The organism is Rhodovulum sp. 12E13, assembly GCF_003340565.1.
In the GTDB taxonomy this organism is placed as follows: Bacteria; Pseudomonadota; Alphaproteobacteria; order Rhodobacterales; family Rhodobacteraceae; genus HLUCCA09.
The window spans coordinates 41264-57719 of record NZ_QPLK01000013.1; the positions used below are offsets into that span (position 1 = coordinate 41264).

The following is a 16456-nucleotide window of genomic DNA, read 5'->3' on the forward strand; positions in this document are numbered from 1 at the left end:
GCTCAGCCCCCCCGGATCATCAGCCAGCTGACGATAACCACGATCCCCAGCACCATCGCGAAGGCGTAGTGGAACAGGTAGCCCGACTGCGCCCGCCCCGCGAGCCGCGAGAAGAAGGGCACGACCCCCAGCGCCAGCCCGTTGATCGCGCCGTCGATGATCGAGCCGTCGCCACGCTTCCACAGCACGCCCGCCGCGCCGCGGGCGGGCCGGACGATGACCGCGTCGTAGATCTCGTCGAAGTACCACTTGTTGAGCAGGAAGGCGTAGAGGTGGCGCTGGTTGCGCGCGAGTTGCGCCGGCCATTCGGGGCGGCGGATATACATCTGGTAGGCTAGCCCGAGGCCGAGCAGCATGGCGAGGAACGGACTCGCCTTGACCCATTTCGGCACCTCGTGGGCATCCTCCAGCACCGTGTTGTCGGGCGCCATGTAGAGCGCGCCCTCGCCCGGCTGGCCGACGAAGGCGTAATGGTGCTCGCCCGCGGCCGCGCCCTCCTCGCCGTGATCGTCGCCCTCGGCCTGCGGCTCCTCGTAGGGCACCCCGTAGAAGCGGGCGACGTCGTCGACATGGCCGAAGAACGGCTTGAAGAAGACCATGCCGGCCAGCACCGAGCCCACCGCCAGCACGCCGAGCGGCACCAGCATCGAGTTGGGGCTTTCATGGGCGTGCTCGTGGGTGTGCCGGTCGCCGCGCGGCTCGCCGTAGAAGGTGAGGAACATCAGCCGCCACGAGTAGAAGCTCGTGAGCGCCGCCGCGATCACCAACGCCCAGAAGCCGAACTCGCCCACCCCGCCCGCGGCGAACGCGCTCTCCACGATCGCGTCCTTGGAGGCGAAGCCGGCAAAGCCGATCGGCAGGCCCACGAGATCGTAGCTGAGCGGGATGCCGACGCCGGTGATGGCCAGCGTGCCCAGCATCATCGCCCAGAAGGTCCTGGGCATCTTGTGGCGGAGGCCGCCGTAGTTGCGCATGTCCTGCTCGTGGTGCATCCCGTGGATCACCGAGCCCGCGCCGAGAAACAGCATCGCCTTGAAGAAGGCGTGCGTCAGCAGGTGGAACATGGCGGCGGAGTACATTCCCACGCCCGCGGCCACGAACATGTAGCCCAGCTGCGAACAGGTGGAGTAGGCGATCACCCGCTTGATGTCGTTCTGCACGAGGCCCACCGTGGCGGCGAAGAAGGCCGTCACCGCGCCGATCACCACGATGAAGGTCGCGGCCGCATCGGCGAACTCGATGATCGGCGACATCCGGCAGACGAGGAAGACACCCGCCGTCACCATCGTCGCGGCGTGGATCAGCGCCGAGACGGGCGTCGGGCCCTCCATCGCGTCGGGAAGCCAGGTGTGCAGGAAGAGCTGGGCCGACTTGCCCATCGCGCCGATGAACAGCAGCACCGCGACCACCTCGATGGCGGCCCACTCGCGCCACAGGAAGGTCATTTGCGTCTCGGCGATCTCGGGCGCGGCCGCGAAGATGTCGGACAGGTTGACGCTGTCGACCAGGAAGAACAGCGCGCCGATGCCCAGCAGGAAGCCGAAATCGCCCACCCGGTTGACGATGAACGCCTTCATCGCCGCCGCGCCGGCCGACGGCTTGCGGTAGTAGAAACCGATCAGCAGGTAGGAGGCGAGGCCGACCCCCTCCCACCCGAAGAAGAGTTGCACGAGGTTGTCCGCCGTGACCAGCATCAGCATGGCGAAGGTGAAGAGCGACAGGTAGGCGAAGAAGCGCGCGCGGTAGGGCTCTCCCTCGGGGAAGTTGTCGTCATGCGCCATGTAGCCGAAGGAATACAGGTGCACGAGCGCCGAGACGGTCGTGACCACGATCAGCATGATCGCCGTCAGCCGGTCGAGCCGGATCGCCCAGTCGGCCACGAGGCTGCCCGACTCGATCCAGCGGAACAGCGTGATCTGCTGGGTCGTGCCGTCGAAGGTGAGAAACACGATCCACGACAGAAGCGCCGACAGGAACAGCAGCGCGGTCGCCGTGATCTGCGCCGGCTTCTCGCCGATGGTGCGCCAGAACAGGCCCGCGACGATGGCGCCGAGCAGCGGCGCGAACAGCAGGATCGTGGTCATGCCCTTATCCCTTGAGGCTGGCCACGTCTTCCACCGCGATCGTGCCGCGGTTGCGGAAGAAGCAGACGAGAATGGCGAGGCCGATGGCGGCCTCGGCGGCGGCGACGGTGAGCACGAAGAGCGTGAAGATCTGGCCCTTGATGTCGCCCAGATAGGCCGAGAAGGCCACGAGGTTGATGTTGACCGACAGCAGCATCAGCTCGATCGACATCAGGATGACGATCACGTTCTTCCGGTTGAGGAAGATCCCGAAGACCCCGATCACGAAGAGCGCGGCGGCCACGCCCAGGTAGTGTTCAAGTCCGACCATGCGGTCCCCCTCTTCCGGTCACGAATCTTCGTTCGAGGATTCGCGCGCCTCACAGCCCCTGCCCGGGCTTGACGTCTTTCAGTTCCATCGACTTGGCCGGGTCGCGGTACATCTGCGCCAGCACGTCCTGCCGCTTGATCCCCTCGCGGTGGCGCAGCGTCAGCACGATGGCGCCGATCATCGCCACCAGCAGGATCAGGCCCGCGAGCTGGAAGAGCAGGAAATACTGGTCGTAGAGCACCATCCCGAGTGCGGCGGTATTGTGCGTGCCCTCCGGCGTGGCCTGCGGGCTGTCGAGCACCGCCACCCCGTCGGCCGTGGCCCAGGCGCCGAAGACGAGCGCGAGCTGCATCAGCAGGATCACCCCGATGAGCGCGGCGAGCGGCACGTACTTCGCCATCTCCGCCGAGAGCGCGGCAAAGTCCACGTCGAGCATCATCACGACGAAGAGAAACAGCACCGCGACCGCGCCGACATAGACGATGACGAGCAGCATGGCGACGAACTCAGCCCCAAGCAGCACGAACATCGAGGCCGACGACAGGAAGGCCAGGATCAGCCAGAGCACCGAGTGCACCGGGTTGCGGCTGACGACGACGAAGAGCGCGGCCGCCACCACGGTAAAGGCGAAGGCGAAGAAGGCGATGTCGGCGATGGTCATTGCGCGTCTCCGTTCCGGTCGGGCCGGGGCGTGGTCTCGGGGCTTCGTCCGCGGCGGTCAACCGTCATCGCCGGCCTCCTTCTCGGTGCGGTCGGCGATCACCTCGCGCGCCGCCTCCATGGCCTTCTGCATCGCGGGCACGCCGCCGAACATGGCCATCTGTCCGATCGTCTCGGCCACCTCCTGCGGCGTGGCGCCCGCTTCGAGCGCGTGGCGCACGGTGATGCGGATCTGGTCCTCGGCATGCCCGCCGATCACGGTCAGGGCAGCGAGGGTGACCAGAAGGCGCGTCTTCGCGTCGAGCCCGTCGGGGTTGAAGGTCTTGCCCATGGTCATCTCGAGCGCGTCGCGCGGCATGGTGGGAAACCACTCGTCGAGCGCGGGCATCCTGAAGGTCTCCATCGCCGGATTGGCCGCGCGCGCCATCTGCGCGCCCGTCTCCATCCAGTGCTGGAGAACCTTCGAGTAGTCGGGAACCATGGGCGGGGCCTCTAGCGATACGGCGCGTCGATCTCGAGGTTGCGGGCGATCTCGGCCTCCCACCGGTCGCCGTTCGCCAGCAGACGCTCCTTGTCGTACATCAGCTCCTCGCGCGTCTCGGTCGAGAACTCGAAGTTCGGCCCTTCGACGATGGCGTCGACCGGGCACGCCTCCTGGCAGAAGCCGCAATAAATGCACTTCGTCATGTCGATGTCGTAGCGCGTCGTGCGGCGCGAGCCGTCGGCGCGGGGCTCGGCGTCGATGGTGATCGCCTGCGCCGGGCAGATCGCCTCGCAGAGCTTGCAGGCGATGCACCGTTCTTCGCCGTTCGGATAGCGGCGCAGCGCATGTTCACCGCGAAACCGGGGGCTTAGCGGGCCTTTCTCGTGCGGATAATTCAGCGTGGCCTTGGGCGCGAAGAAGTAGCGCAGGCCGAGGCGCATCCCCTTGAACACGTCGACGAGCAGAAAGTACTTGCCCGCCCTCGTCCAGTCGATCGCGGTCATGTCGTGCCTCCGGTTGGTGCAGCGCCCGCGCGCGCGGGCGCGGGAAACGCCCTTGCAAAGGCGTTGCGAAGCGCTTTCGAAAGCGCTTGCCCAAGGCGTTTCGAAACGCCTTGGCGCTGGCGGCATGCCGAGGCCCTGCCCGTCATGCGCCCACGCCCGGCCAGCGGGCCCAGAAGCCGCCCAGCGCCTCGAACTTGGCGAGGAAGGCGACGATCACAACCCAGCCGAGCGACATCGGCAGGAACACCTTCCAGCCCAGCCGCATCAGCTGGTCGTAGCGGTAGCGCGGAACGATGGCCTTCACCATGGCGAAGAGGAAGAAGAAGAACGCCATCTTGCCCACCATCCACAGCGCGCCGTCGGGCAGGCCGGGTATGGGCGACAGCCAGCCGCCGAAGAACAGCAGGGTGATGAGCGCGCACATCAGGAACATGGCGATGTACTCGCCTGCCATGAACAGCAGGAACGGCGTCGAGGAATACTCCACCTGGTAGCCCGCCACGAGCTCCGATTCCGCCTCGGGCAGGTCGAAGGGCGGCCGGTTCGTCTCGGCCAGCGCGGAGATGAAGAACAGGAACACCATGGGCAGGTGCGGCAGCCAGTACCAGTTGAGCAGCCCCAGGTCGCCGTCCTGCGCGGCGACGATGGCGGAGAAGTTGAGCGAGCCCGACGAGATGATCACCCCGATGATGATCAGCCCGATCGACACCTCGTAGGAGATCATCTGCGCGGCCGAGCGCAGCGACCCGAGGAACGGGTACTTGGAGTTCGAGGCCCAGCCGCCCATGATGACGCCGTAGACCTCGAGCGAGGAGACGGCGAAGACGTAGAGGATCGCCACGTTGATGTCGGCCAGCACCCAGTCCTCGTTGAAGGGGATGACCGCCCAGGCGATCAGCGCCAGCACGAACGAGGTCATCGGCGCGAGCAGGAAGACCGTCCGGTCGGCCCCTGCCGGAACGACGATCTCCTTGACGACGTATTTCAGCGCGTCCGCCACCGTCTGCAGCAGGCCGAAGACGCCCACCACGTTGGGCCCCCGGCGCATCTGGACCGCCGCCCAGACCTTTCGGTCGGCATAGACGAGGAACAGGAGCGAGATCATCACGAAGCTGATGACCATCAGCGTCTGCAGCACGATCAGAAGCAACGTGCCCAGGTTGCTGGCGATGAGGTCGGCCATGCGCTCTTGCGTCTCCCTGCAATCGCTCGTGCCGGGTGCGGGGTGTTCGCGGCCCCCGCCCGGCTCCGGTCGTCAGACCGTCGGTATTCCCCGCGCCCTGCAATCCGCGACGATCACCTCGGCGTCGAGGGTGCGCTCGCCGCGGGGCAGCGCCGGCGAAATCGTGTAAACCGCATCTGCGATCCGAACGCCAGCCTCCGATCCGACGCTTGTGCGCACATGTCGCGCGAAGCCGAAGCCCCGGATCAGCGTGTATTGCGCGGCGGCGCAGCGCGCATACTCCGCGACATCCGCTTGCGTGCCGCGGCCGAGGCGGGCGACGATGTTGACGAGATCCTCGTCGAGCAGCTTCGTCTCGATCCCGAGATAGTCGGGCCCTCCGCCGCCGGCCGACGGGAGGCAGGCCGACAGCCCGCCGCACAGGGCCGCGACGACGAGGGCCCTCACTCCGCCGCCATCGCCGCCCCCGACGCGCGCGCCTTCGCCAGCGCCGAGAGTTCGGCCATCAGCTCCGAGGCTCGGGCGACCGGGTTGGTGAGGTAGAAGTCGCCGATCGCGGTGCCGAACGCCCCCTCGCCCAGCGAGCCGGGCTCGGGAAGGTCCTCGGGCGGCGCGTTCTCCGGCACCTGATCGACCATGGCGAGGAACGGCACCGTCTCGACCAGATTGCGGCGCAACTCCGCGAGGCTGTCCCATGGCAGGGTCCGGCCGGACTCGGCCGAGAGCGCGCGCAGGATCGCCCAGTTCTCCTTGGCCTCGCCCGGCGGGAAGCCAGCGCGCAGCGCGAGCTGCGGCCGGCCCTCGGTGTTGACGAAGAGCGCCTGCTCTTCCGTCCAGGCCGCGCCCGGAAGGATCACGTCGGCCCGGTGCGCGCCGCGGTCGCCGTGGCTGCCCTGATAGATCACGAAGGGGCCGGGGGGGATGTCGATCTCGTCGACGCCCAGTGCATAGACCGTCTCGGCCCCGTCGAGCGCCCCCGCCAGCCCACCCTCGCTGGTGCAGCCCGCATCCATCGCGCCGACGCGGCCGGCGGCGGTGTGCAGCACCATCAGGCCGCTGCCCGTCTGCGCGGCGATCCGCCGGGCGGCGGCGAGCACCGCGGCGCCGTCCTCGCCCGTCAGCGCCCCCTGGCCGACGATCACGACCGAGGGCTCCTCGCGCATCGCCTCGGTGCCGCCGGCATCGAGCACCCGTCGCAGCGCGGCGCGGTCGGCGCCGACATGCTCGTAGTCGTAGGTCAGGTCGACCGGGCGGCCGATCAGCGACACCTCGGCACCGGCGAGCCACGCGCCGCGGATGCGCGAATTGAGCACCGGCGCCTCGGCACGCGGGTCGGTGCCGATCAGCAGGATGCGGCGGGCCGCGCTCACGTCGTCGATCGAGGCGGTGCCGACATAGCCTGCCCGGTCGCCCGCGGGCAGCGCCGCGCCGTCGAGCCGGCATTCGGCCGTGCCGCCGAGGCCCTCGGCGAGGCTCTTGAGCGACCACGCGGCCTCGACATTGGCCAGATCGCCCACGAGCCCGGCCACGCGCCTGCCCTGCATCGCCTGTGCGGCGGCGCCCAGCGCCTCGGGCCAGCTGGCGGGCCTCAGCCTGCCGTTCTCGCGGATATAGGGGCGGTCGAGCCGCTGCCGGCGCAGCCCGTCCCAGACGAAACGGGTCTTGTCGGAGATCCACTCCTCGTTCACCCCGTCATGGTTGCGGGGCAGGATGCGCATGACCTCGCGGCCCTTGGTGTCGACCCGGATCGAGGCGCCCATCGCGTCCATCACGTCGATCGATTCGGTCTTGGTCAGCTCCCAGGGACGGGCGGTGAAGGCGTAGGGCTTGGACACCAGCGCGCCCACCGGGCACAGGTCGATGATGTTGCCCTGCATGTTCGAATCGAGCGTCTTGCCGAGGTAGCTGGTGATCTCGGCATCCTCGCCGCGGCCCGTCTGGCCGAGCTCGGGCATGCCCGCCACCTCGGTGATGAAGCGCACGCAGCGGGTGCACGAGATGCAGCGCGTCATGTGCGTCTCGACCAGCGGCCCGAGATCGAGATCCTCGACCGCGCGTTTCGGCTCGCGGTAGCGGCTGAAATCCACGCCGTAGGCCATGGCCTGGTCCTGCAGGTCGCACTCGCCGCCCTGGTCGCAGATCGGGCAGTCGAGCGGGTGGTTGATGAGCAGGAACTCCATCACCCCCTCGCGGGCCTTCTTCACCATGGGCGAGTTGGTCTTGACCTCGGGCGGCTCGCCGTTGCGGCCGCCCCGCAGGTCGCGCACCTGCATCGCGCAGGAGGCGGCGGGCTTGGGCGGGCCGCCGACCACCTCGACGAGGCACATCCGGCAGTTGCCGGCGATCGACAGCCGCTCGTGGTAGCAGAAGCGGGGGATCTCGATGCCGGCCTGCTCGCAGGCCTGGATCAGGGTCATGGCGGGGTCGACCTCGATCTCCTGTCCGTCGATGACGATCGTGCGCAGCTCGGGCTTCGGTGCGTCGGGCGCATCGCTCATGGGGCGGCCTCCTGTCGGGCGCGCGGGCATGGTCCGCGCGGACTCCTGTCGCGTTCCGCCCTCACCTAGCGGCTGCGGAGAAGCTCGCCAATGGGCGACTTCGCCGCGATTTCCGCACGGCCCACCCGGCAATGGGCCTCGGCATCGCCCGGACGCGCGCTGCGTTCGGCGAGGTAGGCCAGCGCCCGGGCCTCCAGCCGCTTCTTGTCGGGGTCCGACGCGGTATAGGCGTCGATCTGCGCCTGCGTGTAGCCCTGGTCCAGCGCATAGCGCTCGAGCGCCTGCGCCTTGCGCATCACCACCCAGAGCCGCGCCGAGATCTCCGGGCATTCCTTGCGGATCCGGTCGCCCACGGCGGCGGCGAAGAGCTGGTCGTTGATCGGCTTGTTCTGCGCGAGCGGCGGCAACGCCCCGGCGGCCCCGCCGAGCGCGAGGGCGAAGAGCACGATCCCGAGGGCGGTGGCGATCAGGTGTCTCATGGCGAAGCGTCCGGTGTCCTTGGCGTCCTGCCGATCTGGGGGCCGCGCGCGCGGCTATTCAATAGCGCGGTGTTCCTGCGGGGCGCGCGCGCCCCACCGGGCGGCCGACCGTCGACGCTGCCGCCGCTTTCGCAGCCGCGCCATGATCCGCCCGATCACGGGCTGCGCCACCACGGTGATGAGCGGCACCGTCAGCGCCGTCGAGACGAGGATCTCGACCCAGAGCGGCGCGCCGACCCCCAGCCAGCGGAAGGCGTAGCTGAACAGCAGCACGCTGGGGTAGACGGCGAGCCAGATCAGCACCGCCTGGATCGCGGTTTCCTTGTCCGGCACGGGATGACCTCCGTCACGCTGACACGCGGCGCCGCCGGAAAGCGCGCCGCCCGACCACGGAAACGGCTCTGATGCGCGGGCGGTTCCGCGCGCCTTGCCCGGCGTCAGCCCCCGGCGCGGCCCGACCTGCCGCCGAGCCCGCGCAATTCGGCGACCATACGGCCCGGCGTCGCGCCTGTGCCGCAGCCCTACTCCGCTGCGACCGGCGCGGCGCGCTTGTTCCGCTTGTGGGCGATACGGTCCTCGATCTCGTGGCGGAAGTGGCGGATCAGGCCCTGGATCGGCCAGGCCGCCGCGTCGCCCAGCGCGCAGATCGTGTGCCCCTCGACCTGCTTGGTCACGTCGAGCAGCATGTCGATCTCGGCAGGGTCGGCGTCGCCCCGCACGAGCCGCTCCATGACCCGCATCATCCAGCCCGAGCCCTCGCGGCAGGGCGTGCACTGGCCGCAGCTCTCGTGCTTGTAGAATTTCGCGAGCCGCCAGATCGCCTTGATGACGTCGGTCGACTGGTCCATCACGATCACGGCCGCCGTGCCAAGGCCCGAGCGGTTCTCGCGCAGCCAGTCGAAATCCATGATCGCGCCATCGCGCATCGTCGCGGCCGGCAGCATGGGCACCGAGGAACCGCCGGGGATCACCGCCTTGAGGTTGTCCCAGCCGCCGCGGATGCCGCCGCAATGCCGGTCGATCAATTCCTCGAAGGAGATCGACATCGCCTCTTCCACCACGCAGGGCCGGTTCACGTGGCCCGAGACGGCGAAGATCTTGGTGCCCGTATTGTTGGGCCGCCCGAAGCCGGCAAACCACTCGCCGCCGCGCCGCAGGATGGTCGGCACCACCGCGATGCTCTCGACGTTGTTCACCGTGGTCGGGCAGCCGTAGAGGCCCGCCCCGGCCGGGAAGGGCGGCTTCATCCGGGGCATGCCCTTCTTGCCCTCGAGGCTCTCCAGCAGCGCCGTCTCCTCGCCGCAGATATAGGCACCCGCACCGTGGTGCAGGTAGAGATCGAAATCCCAGCCAGAGCCGGCCGCATTCTTTCCCAGGAGGCCCGCGTCATACGCCTCGTCGATGGCCGCCTGCAGCGCCTCGCGCTCGCGGATGTATTCGCCGCGGATGTAGATGTAGCCGGTGTTGGCGCCCATCCCGAATCCGGCGATCAGGCAGCCCTCGATCAGCGTGTGCGGATCGTGGCGCATGATCTCGCGGTCCTTGCAGGTGCCGGGCTCGGACTCGTCGGCATTGACGACGAGGTAATGGGGCCGGCCGTCGCTCTCCTTGGGCATGAACGACCACTTGAGCCCGGTCGGGAACCCCGCGCCGCCACGCCCGCGCAGGCCGCTCGACTTGACCTCTTCCACGATCCACTCGCGGCCCTTCCTGATGAGATCGCCCGTGCCGTCCCAGTGGCCGCGCTTGCGGGCACCGACGAGGGTGCGGTCGTGCATCCCGTAGAGGTTGGTGAAGATGCGGTCTTCGTCCTTCAGCATCGCGTCGTCTCCTGCGCGCGTCGCCTGCGCGCCCTGTTCGCATTGCGTGGCCCGCGGCCCGCGGGTCTATCGGCCGTCCCTGTCCCGCCAGAGTTGCAGGCTCACCACCAGCGCCCAGACGAAGGCGGCCATCGCGGCGAGGTATATCAGAAACTCGAAGCGGAGGGGCAGCCCCGCCCACGCGACAAGATATGGCGCGAGGATCGCCGCCAACCCCGCGCCCGCGATCACGAGCGCGACCATTCGTCCCTTGCGGCGGCGGGCGCGCTCTGTCGCCTCGGGGTCGATGCGGCTCATGCGGCGCTGTTCGCCCTTGCGGCGACGCCGGCCGCGGCGCCGCCGCGCGTCGCCGGAGCGCAGCCGGAGCGCGCAGTGTCCGGGCGATGCACGCGCGACCGAAGGGGAGCCTCAGCCCGGGAAGGTCCCTCGGTCTCGAGCGCGCCGGGCGCGTCGTAGGTCGTCATCGTGGGGGTCGCGCTCCCCGGGCCGTCCGCCCTGCGCCGCCTGCGCCCTGTGTGGCGCGGCGCATCAATAGACGTCGCCCTTGGAGACTTTCTCGGAGAATTCGGTGGAGCCGCCAGAGGCGAGGGTCTTGGCCTGGCTCACCCAGTCGTCGCGGCTGACGCGGCCCTTGAAGCCCTCGAGGTGCTCGTCGACCCACGCCACCTCGGCGTCCGTCCACTTGGCGATCTGGTCGAAATGGTAAATGCCGAGGGAATGGCACAGCTTTTCCAGCGCCGGGCCCACACCCTTGATCTGCTTGAGGTCGTCCGGCTCGCCGCTCGGCGCATCGAGCAGCCTTGGCTTGGTGCCGACCTCGCCCGCGGCCGCGTCGGCCCTGGCGGGCGCCGGGGCGTCGCCCGGGGCAGAGCCGGGGGCTGTCTGCGCCGTCCCGGAGGACGGCGCGACAGCGGCGGCTGCCGATGTGGTGGGGCCGGCCGCCGAGGGCGCGGCCGAATGGGTGGTGGTGGACGGCGTGGGGGCGGTCCCCGCCTTCATGTGGTCCTGTGCCGTGGGCGCCCGCCTTCCGCCGCCCGGCGGCTGCGGATCACGCCAGCCGAGCAGGAGAACGAGCAGGATCACCGCGAACAGCCCGATGAACGTGCCGCCCGTCTGGTTGATGTCGAACCCCCACATCACCGCGGCCATGCCGGAGCCGACGGCGGCAAACACCCCCGCCACGGCGACCGCGCCGAGGGCCGTATCCCCGGAACCAATCGATTGCTTCTTCATCTCTCTCCCCAAGATAACTGAGCCGGCGACACCAGGTCGCCTCCCCTTTCTAGCGTGTTTGCGAGCGTGTGTCTCGCCCGGTGTGACATAGAGCCGTCAGGCAAAATTGACACACCTTTGTCAGGCGCGGCTGTCGGCGCCGCACGGCACCGGCGGGTCTCAGCCCTGCGGCCGCCCGCCCTGGTCGGTCCAGGTTGCCGAGAAAGGCTCTTCGGTGCCGTCGATCCGCTTGACCGTATCGCCGAGCGCCAGCGCGCGCGCGACCGAGGCGTTGTGCTCGGGCCGGCCCTCGACATGGGCGGTCAGCGTCGTCGCCCCGCCGGCGGGCTCGGAGGCGTAGCGGCCGGTCTGCGGCCCCGGCACCGGCACCTCGCCCGCGCGCAGGGCGTCGATGATCTCGCCCAGGCGTTCGGGCGTCAGGTCTTCGTAGTAGTCCTTGCCGATCTGCACCATCGGCGCGTTCGAGCAGGCGCCGAGGCACTCCACCTCTTCCCAGCTCAACGTGCCGTCGTCGGAGACGGTATGGGGGTGGCGGGCGATCTTGTCCTTGCAGACCTCGATCAGCGCCTCGGAGCCGCACAGCATGCAGGGCGTGGTGCCGCAGACCTGCACGATGGCGACCGATCCCACGGGGGCGAGCTGGAACATGAAGTAGAAGGTGGCCACCTCGAGCGCGCGGATATGCGCCAGCCCCAGAATATCGGCCACATGCTCGATGGCGGGGCGGGTCAGCCACCCTTCCTGCTCCTGCGCGCGCCACAGCAGCGGGATGATCGCGCTGGCCTCGCGGCCGGGCGGATACTTGCTGATCTGCGCCTCGGCCCAGGCCCGGTTTTCGGGGGTGAAGGCGAAGCTGTCGGGCTGGTCGGGGTGCAGGCGGCGGAGCATGGGCTCTCCTCGGATCGGCGTTTCCGGGGCGGGACAGTAGCGGGCTACGCGCCCAGGTTCAGTGCGACGAAGCCCCGCGCGGGGGCCTCGGCGGCTCGCCCGCTTATGGCCCCGCGAGCGCGGCGGCGGCAAGGCCGATGACGATCCAGCAGGCGGCGGCCGCGGCGGCGTGGGGCAGGAACGGATGGCCGGCGCGGGCGTAGAGCGCGGCATCGAAGGCGCTGATCGCCGAGAAGACGACGAAGAGAAAGAGGATCGGCCACGGGTCGCCGTAGGCCGCCGCCCCGAAGGCGAGCGCCGTGAAGGCGGCGTAGCGGCCCACCATGACCTGGGGCAGCATCTCGGGCCGGTGCGTGGCCCGGCGCATCGCACCGCCCGGATCGCGGGCGAAGTCGACCGCGAGCCAGAGCGTAACGAGACCGCCGATGGCGGCGGCGATCATGGCGAGGGTGAGGAGCATGGCCTGTCGCTGCGCTGCGCCGTGCCCCAGCCCGCGCGCCCGTGGCGCCGGCGGAAGCCTCCGGCGGGGATATTTGAAGCAAGAAGAAGACTGGGGCGGCGCGCCGGCGTCAAGCGGACCGCGCCGGCCGGGAACGTCACACGGCGTTGCCCGCAGCAGGGCGCAGGGCGGCGGACACGGCGGCGGCCGCGGGCGGTGCCGCACGCCGCGCCACCCAGAGGCGGGACGGGCGCCGCGTGACGGTCACCGGGCAGGCGCACGCCGCGCCGACCGGGGCGCGGCCGATGGCCAGATCGATGTCCGGCCACCACGGGGCCGCGCGCCTGCGTCAGGTACCTACCGGTCCACTTCCCCGAAGACGATGTCGAGGGTGCCGAGGATGGCCGAGACGTCGGCCAGCTGGTGCCCCTTGCAGATGTGATCCATCGCCTGCAGGTGCAGGTAGCCCGGCGCGCGCAGCTTGACGCGGTAGGGCCGGTTGGTGCCGTCGGCCACCAGATACACCCCGAACTCGCCCTTGGGCGCCTCGACCGCGGCGTAGACCTCGCCCGCCGGCACGTGGAACCCCTCGGTGTAGAGCTTGAAGTGGTGGATCAGCGCCTCCATCGACGTCTTCATTTCGCCGCGCTTGGGCGGCGTGAACTTGCCGCGGGCGAGGATGTCGCCCTGCCCCTCGGGCTCGCGCAGCCTGGCGCAGGCCTGGCGCATGATCTTCACGCTCTCGCGCATCTCGGCCATGCGGCAGAGGTAGCGGTCGTAGGTGTCGCCGTTCTTGCCGACGGGGATCTGGAAGTCGAACTCGTCGTAGCACTCGTAGGGCTGCGCGCGGCGCAGATCCCATGCCAGCCCCGTGCCGCGGACCATCACGCCGGAAAAGCCCCAGTCCTGCAGCTCCTCCTCGCTGACGACGCCGATATCGACGTTGCGCTGCTTGAAGATGCGGTTCTCGGTCAGGAGCTCGTCGAGATCGTCGAGCACCTTTAGGAAGGGCTCGCACCACGCCTCGATATCGTCGATCAGGTCGGGCGGCAGATCCTGGTGGACGCCGCCGGGCCGGAAATAGGCCGCGTGCAGGCGCGCGCCGCACGCCCGCTCGTAGAAGATCATGAGCTTCTCGCGCTCCTCGAAGCCCCAGAGCGGCGGCGTGAGCGCGCCCACGTCCATCGCCTGCGTGGTGACGTTCAGCAGATGCGACAGGATGCGGCCGATCTCGGAGAAGAGCACCCGGATGAGCGAGGCGCGGCGCGGCACCTCGAGCCCGGTCAGCCGCTCGATCGCGAGACACCACGCATGCTCCTGGTTCATCGGCGCGACGTAGTCGAGCCGGTCGAGATAGGGCAGGTTCTGCAGGTAGGTGCGGCTCTCCATCAGCTTTTCGGTGCCGCGGTGCAGCAGGCCGATATGCGGGTCGCAGCGCTCGACGATCTCGCCGTCGAGCTCGAGCACCAGCCGCAGAACACCATGTGCCGCAGGGTGTTGCGGGCCAAAGTTGATGTTGAAATTGCGGATCTGCTGCTCTTGCGTGAGCGCGTCGTCGAAGCGGTCGGTCGCGTCTTTCATCTCTATCCCTCCAGCGCCGGCCCGCGGGCCGTGCGGAACAGCTTGGTGGCGAGCCGCCAGTCGGCGCCGGTGCGCACGAAACCGAGGAAATCCTCGTAGCGGCGGGGCGGCACGTCGACCCACAGGCGCACCTGAGCGATGTCGCCCGTCACGTCGACCGAGAGGATCTCGAACGAGGGGTCGCCGGGAAACGGATCGCGGGCGGCCACCCGGGCCGTGAAGGTCGCCCGGTCCCACCGCAGCGGGTCCTGTCCTGCCTCGGCAGCCCCTGTCGTGGCGGGCGCGCGCATGGCGAAGCCCGCATCGCACATCGCCTCGAGCACGTCTGCCCGGGCGTGGTGGAGCGCCTCGCAATAGGCCACTGCCTGCGCGCGGACGGCGGCAACGTCTCCGGCGCCGGTCGCCGCGAGCCGGGGGGCGCCGGTCACCTGGCGCCCTCCTCGGTCTTCTCGTCCCCGGGCAGGATGTAGTCGGCGCCCTCCCACGGGCTCATGAAGTCGAACTGGCGGTATTCCTGCACCAGCTTGACAGGCTCGTAGACGACGCGCTTCTGCACCTCGTCGTAGCGCACCTCGGTGAAGCCGGTGGTCGGGAAGTCCTTGCGCAGCGGGTGCCCGCGGAACCCGTAATCGGTGAGAATGCGCCGCAGGTCCGGGTGGCCGGAGAACAGGATGCCGAAGAGGTCGAACACCTCGCGCTCGAACCAGTTGGCGGCGGGGAAGACCTCGACCAGCGAGGGCACGACGGTGTCCTCGCGGATGGCCGACTTCACGCGGATGCGCTGGTTCTGCCACATCGACAGGAAGTGATAGACCATGTCGAAGCGCCGTTCGCGCTCGGGATGATCGACGGCGGTGATGTCGACCAGCGTGGTGAAGCGGGCGGTCGCGTCGGTCTTGAGGAACTCGGCGAAGCCCGCGATCGAGGCCGGCACGATGCCGACGGTCAGCTCACCATGCGCGACCCGCCAGTCGGTGACGCAATCGGGACGTTTCTCCTCGAGATGGCGGCCGAGGCTTTCGAGGGCGTCGGTCACTATGGTGTACTCCTTGCTTGGGCAGAGCTGGGAAGGGGAAGCCATGCCTCCGGTACGGAATCTCGGAACCTGCCGTGGATCGTTGCGTAAGTCGGAGCGAGACATGCATAGGCACGCTCGCGTTCATCGTCACCCGGAAGAAATTTCGTCTGGCGCTGCGCGTTGACGCGATCGGTGTGCTCCCAGGGCCCGTCAGGCTGAATGTCGAGAAACTCCGCCAGCGCGTCCCGCGAGGCAGGCTTCGTGATCTGCTCATAGAAGAGATACATGATCCTCTCCCGAGGGATGACTGCTTCAAGTCTCTTGATCGTGAGGTCATAGCGCGAGAACCGAACATGCATGTTGTCATCCGAACTCAACGCGTCATGCCAGATCCGCTCGGCTACGCGCGCCCGGAGATCTGGCGCCCTGGCATAGTGCCTTGCCCAGTGGTTGACGCCTGATACGAGCCGGTCGATCGGGTCGCGCATCAGGAAGAGGTAGCTCACATCCACGGGCATCCGATCGATCTCCGCGAAAGTCTCTGATGAAAGCAATGCATACCATGGCGTAAAATCAGCGATGACGTTTGCCCGCGTCCGATCCAGACCGAGAAACCGAAGATAGGAGTCGTGGTCCAGGCCGTTCCCGTTCAGAAGGGCCGCATAGGACGCCGCGATCTCCGCTTCGTGGCGGGCCTCCGCACTCAGCAATCCCCGGAAACCGAGACGCAAGCCATACGGTCCCTTGACCTGACGCAGGCGTGCCCGCGCATCGTAGCGGTACTGCATGGTGAACGGCGCGCGCACGGTGTTCCAGTAATTCACCTCCTTGAGAGGCGGCATGTGCACCGCGGGATGCTTCGCCAACTGCGAATGGACCCACGTCGTCGCAGACTTCTGTGCACCGAGGCAGATGAGAAGACGAGGTCTCATGCAGTCACCGGAAAGTCGGCTCGCCGACGTCGCTGGCTGCGGCAACGTTTGACTTTGGCAGGATGACGCGGCGCATCAGTGTAACGTCCGGCGCGGCTTGCCCGCAGGCCGGTCCGATGTATCCGCGGCGTCGCCATTGCCCTTGGACTTGTCGCCGGGCTTCGGCGCGGGGCGCAGGGACGACACCACGAGCAGAGTGGCGAAATGGAAGGCAGCGGCCTGCCGGCTGCCCTCGTCGAACCACACGCAATCGACGAGGCCGCCCGAGCGCAGGCCCTCGACCGTCATGTCCGGCCCCCCGGAGCGGAGGCGCACGATGTCTCCCACGCGCAAGCTGGGCATCG

General features: G+C 68.8%; 19 protein-coding genes and 1 pseudogene. All 20 read right to left on the reverse strand.

What is annotated here, in order from left to right; all coding sequences use genetic code 11:
• Positions 1-2: 2 nt before the first annotated feature.
• A complete protein-coding gene (nuoL, locus tag DLJ49_RS12485) occupies positions 3-2084 on the reverse strand; it encodes an NADH-quinone oxidoreductase subunit L (protein WP_115393888.1) in 2082 nt (693 codons plus the stop codon).
• 4 nt (positions 2085-2088) lie between these two features.
• On the reverse strand, positions 2089-2394 hold the full coding sequence (gene nuoK, locus DLJ49_RS12490) for an NADH-quinone oxidoreductase subunit NuoK (protein WP_115393889.1): 306 nt from the start codon (positions 2392-2394) through the stop codon (positions 2089-2091).
• Between the two features lie 49 nt (positions 2395-2443).
• Positions 2444-3055: an NADH-quinone oxidoreductase subunit J gene (locus tag DLJ49_RS12495; protein WP_115393890.1), complete on the reverse strand. Its 612-nt coding sequence runs from the start codon at positions 3053-3055 to the stop codon at positions 2444-2446.
• Between the two features lie 57 nt (positions 3056-3112).
• Entirely contained in the window at positions 3113-3535 is a 423-nt protein-coding gene (locus DLJ49_RS12500) for a carboxymuconolactone decarboxylase family protein (protein ID WP_115393891.1), read from the reverse strand.
• 11 nt (positions 3536-3546) lie between these two features.
• Positions 3547-4041, reverse strand: coding sequence for an NADH-quinone oxidoreductase subunit NuoI (gene nuoI, locus DLJ49_RS12505; RefSeq protein WP_115393892.1), 495 nt, complete (start codon positions 4039-4041; stop codon positions 3547-3549).
• 142 nt (positions 4042-4183) lie between these two features.
• On the reverse strand, positions 4184-5224 hold the full coding sequence (gene nuoH / locus DLJ49_RS12510; RefSeq protein ID WP_115393893.1) for an NADH-quinone oxidoreductase subunit NuoH: 1041 nt from the start codon (positions 5222-5224) through the stop codon (positions 4184-4186).
• 72 nt (positions 5225-5296) lie between these two features.
• Positions 5297-5671 (reverse strand): hypothetical protein, encoded by a 375-nt coding sequence (locus DLJ49_RS12515; RefSeq protein WP_115393894.1) that lies wholly within the window; start codon positions 5669-5671, stop codon positions 5297-5299.
• Positions 5668-7722, reverse strand: a complete 2055-nt coding sequence (nuoG, locus tag DLJ49_RS12520; RefSeq protein WP_115393895.1) for an NADH-quinone oxidoreductase subunit NuoG — start codon at positions 7720-7722, stop codon at positions 5668-5670. The genes DLJ49_RS12515 and nuoG overlap by 4 nt, the downstream gene beginning before the upstream one ends.
• Positions 7723-7787: 65 nt before the next feature.
• Positions 7788-8201, reverse strand: coding sequence for a DUF5333 domain-containing protein (locus DLJ49_RS12525; protein WP_115393896.1), 414 nt, complete (start codon positions 8199-8201; stop codon positions 7788-7790).
• 54 nt (positions 8202-8255) lie between these two features.
• Positions 8256-8534 carry a putative antibiotic biosynthesis monooxygenase gene (locus DLJ49_RS12530; protein WP_115393897.1) on the reverse strand — a complete coding sequence of 93 codons (279 nt, stop codon included), beginning with the start codon at positions 8532-8534 and terminating at the stop codon, positions 8256-8258.
• Positions 8535-8722: 188 nt separating this feature from the next.
• Positions 8723-10021 carry an NADH-quinone oxidoreductase subunit NuoF gene (nuoF, locus tag DLJ49_RS12535; protein ID WP_115393898.1) on the reverse strand — a complete coding sequence of 433 codons (1299 nt, stop codon included), beginning with the start codon at positions 10019-10021 and terminating at the stop codon, positions 8723-8725.
• Between the two features lie 66 nt (positions 10022-10087).
• On the reverse strand, positions 10088-10318 hold the full coding sequence (locus tag DLJ49_RS12540; RefSeq protein ID WP_115393899.1) for a DUF5337 family protein: 231 nt from the start codon (positions 10316-10318) through the stop codon (positions 10088-10090).
• Between the two features lie 231 nt (positions 10319-10549).
• The gene (locus DLJ49_RS12545; RefSeq protein WP_115393900.1) at positions 10550-11254 is read right to left on the reverse strand and encodes an NADH:ubiquinone oxidoreductase; all 705 of its coding nucleotides are present in this window, start codon (positions 11252-11254) and stop codon (positions 10550-10552) included.
• A gap of 177 nt (positions 11255-11431) precedes the next feature.
• A pseudogene (gene nuoE, locus DLJ49_RS12550) lies at positions 11432-12142 on the reverse strand (NADH-quinone oxidoreductase subunit NuoE); the annotation flags it as partial.
• Between the two features lie 103 nt (positions 12143-12245).
• Positions 12246-12602, reverse strand: coding sequence for a hypothetical protein (locus tag DLJ49_RS12555; RefSeq protein WP_115393902.1), 357 nt, complete (start codon positions 12600-12602; stop codon positions 12246-12248).
• 336 nt (positions 12603-12938) lie between these two features.
• A complete protein-coding gene (locus DLJ49_RS12560) occupies positions 12939-14162 on the reverse strand; it encodes an NADH-quinone oxidoreductase subunit D (protein ID WP_115393903.1) in 1224 nt (407 codons plus the stop codon).
• A 2-nt stretch (positions 14163-14164) separates the two neighbouring features.
• Positions 14165-14590: a nuclear transport factor 2 family protein gene (locus DLJ49_RS12565; RefSeq protein WP_158547458.1), complete on the reverse strand. Its 426-nt coding sequence runs from the start codon at positions 14588-14590 to the stop codon at positions 14165-14167.
• The gene (locus DLJ49_RS12570; protein ID WP_115393904.1) at positions 14587-15198 is read right to left on the reverse strand and encodes an NADH-quinone oxidoreductase subunit C; all 612 of its coding nucleotides are present in this window, start codon (positions 15196-15198) and stop codon (positions 14587-14589) included. Before DLJ49_RS12570 ends, DLJ49_RS12565 begins: the two co-directional genes overlap by 4 nt.
• A complete protein-coding gene (locus DLJ49_RS12575; protein ID WP_115393905.1) occupies positions 15198-16112 on the reverse strand; it encodes a sulfotransferase in 915 nt (304 codons plus the stop codon). The genes DLJ49_RS12570 and DLJ49_RS12575 overlap by 1 nt, the downstream gene beginning before the upstream one ends.
• Before the next feature lie 75 nt (positions 16113-16187).
• The gene (locus DLJ49_RS12580) at positions 16188-16454 is read right to left on the reverse strand and encodes a YodC family protein (protein WP_115393906.1); all 267 of its coding nucleotides are present in this window, start codon (positions 16452-16454) and stop codon (positions 16188-16190) included.
• Positions 16455-16456: the final 2 nt, after the last annotated feature.

Coding starts and splice junctions, on each gene's coding strand:
- DLJ49_RS12500 (WP_115393891.1), bottom strand. CDS start 3,535: ATGGTTCCCGACTACTCGAAGGTTCTCCAGCACTGGATGGAGACGGGC.
- nuoI (WP_115393892.1), bottom strand. CDS start 4,041: ATGACCGCGATCGACTGGACGAGGGCGGGCAAGTACTTTCTGCTCGTC.
- DLJ49_RS12540 (WP_115393899.1), bottom strand. CDS start 10,318: ATGAGCCGCATCGACCCCGAGGCGACAGAGCGCGCCCGCCGCCGCAAG.
- nuoL (WP_115393888.1), bottom strand. CDS start 2,084: ATGACCACGATCCTGCTGTTCGCGCCGCTGCTCGGCGCCATCGTCGCG.
- DLJ49_RS12575 (WP_115393905.1), bottom strand. CDS start 16,112: ATGAGACCTCGTCTTCTCATCTGCCTCGGTGCACAGAAGTCTGCGACG.
- DLJ49_RS12495 (WP_115393890.1), bottom strand. CDS start 3,055: ATGACCATCGCCGACATCGCCTTCTTCGCCTTCGCCTTTACCGTGGTG.
- nuoF (WP_115393898.1), bottom strand. CDS start 10,021: ATGCTGAAGGACGAAGACCGCATCTTCACCAACCTCTACGGGATGCAC.
- DLJ49_RS12555 (WP_115393902.1), bottom strand. CDS start 12,602: ATGCTCCTCACCCTCGCCATGATCGCCGCCGCCATCGGCGGTCTCGTT.
- nuoG (WP_115393895.1), bottom strand. CDS start 7,722: ATGAGCGATGCGCCCGACGCACCGAAGCCCGAGCTGCGCACGATCGTC.
- DLJ49_RS12525 (WP_115393896.1), bottom strand. CDS start 8,201: ATGAGACACCTGATCGCCACCGCCCTCGGGATCGTGCTCTTCGCCCTC.
- DLJ49_RS12560 (WP_115393903.1), bottom strand. CDS start 14,162: ATGAAAGACGCGACCGACCGCTTCGACGACGCGCTCACGCAAGAGCAG.
- DLJ49_RS12580 (WP_115393906.1), bottom strand. CDS start 16,454: ATGCCCAGCTTGCGCGTGGGAGACATCGTGCGCCTCCGCTCCGGGGGG.
- nuoH (WP_115393893.1), bottom strand. CDS start 5,224: ATGGCCGACCTCATCGCCAGCAACCTGGGCACGTTGCTTCTGATCGTG.
- nuoK (WP_115393889.1), bottom strand. CDS start 2,394: ATGGTCGGACTTGAACACTACCTGGGCGTGGCCGCCGCGCTCTTCGTG.
- DLJ49_RS12545 (WP_115393900.1), bottom strand. CDS start 11,254: ATGAAGAAGCAATCGATTGGTTCCGGGGATACGGCCCTCGGCGCGGTC.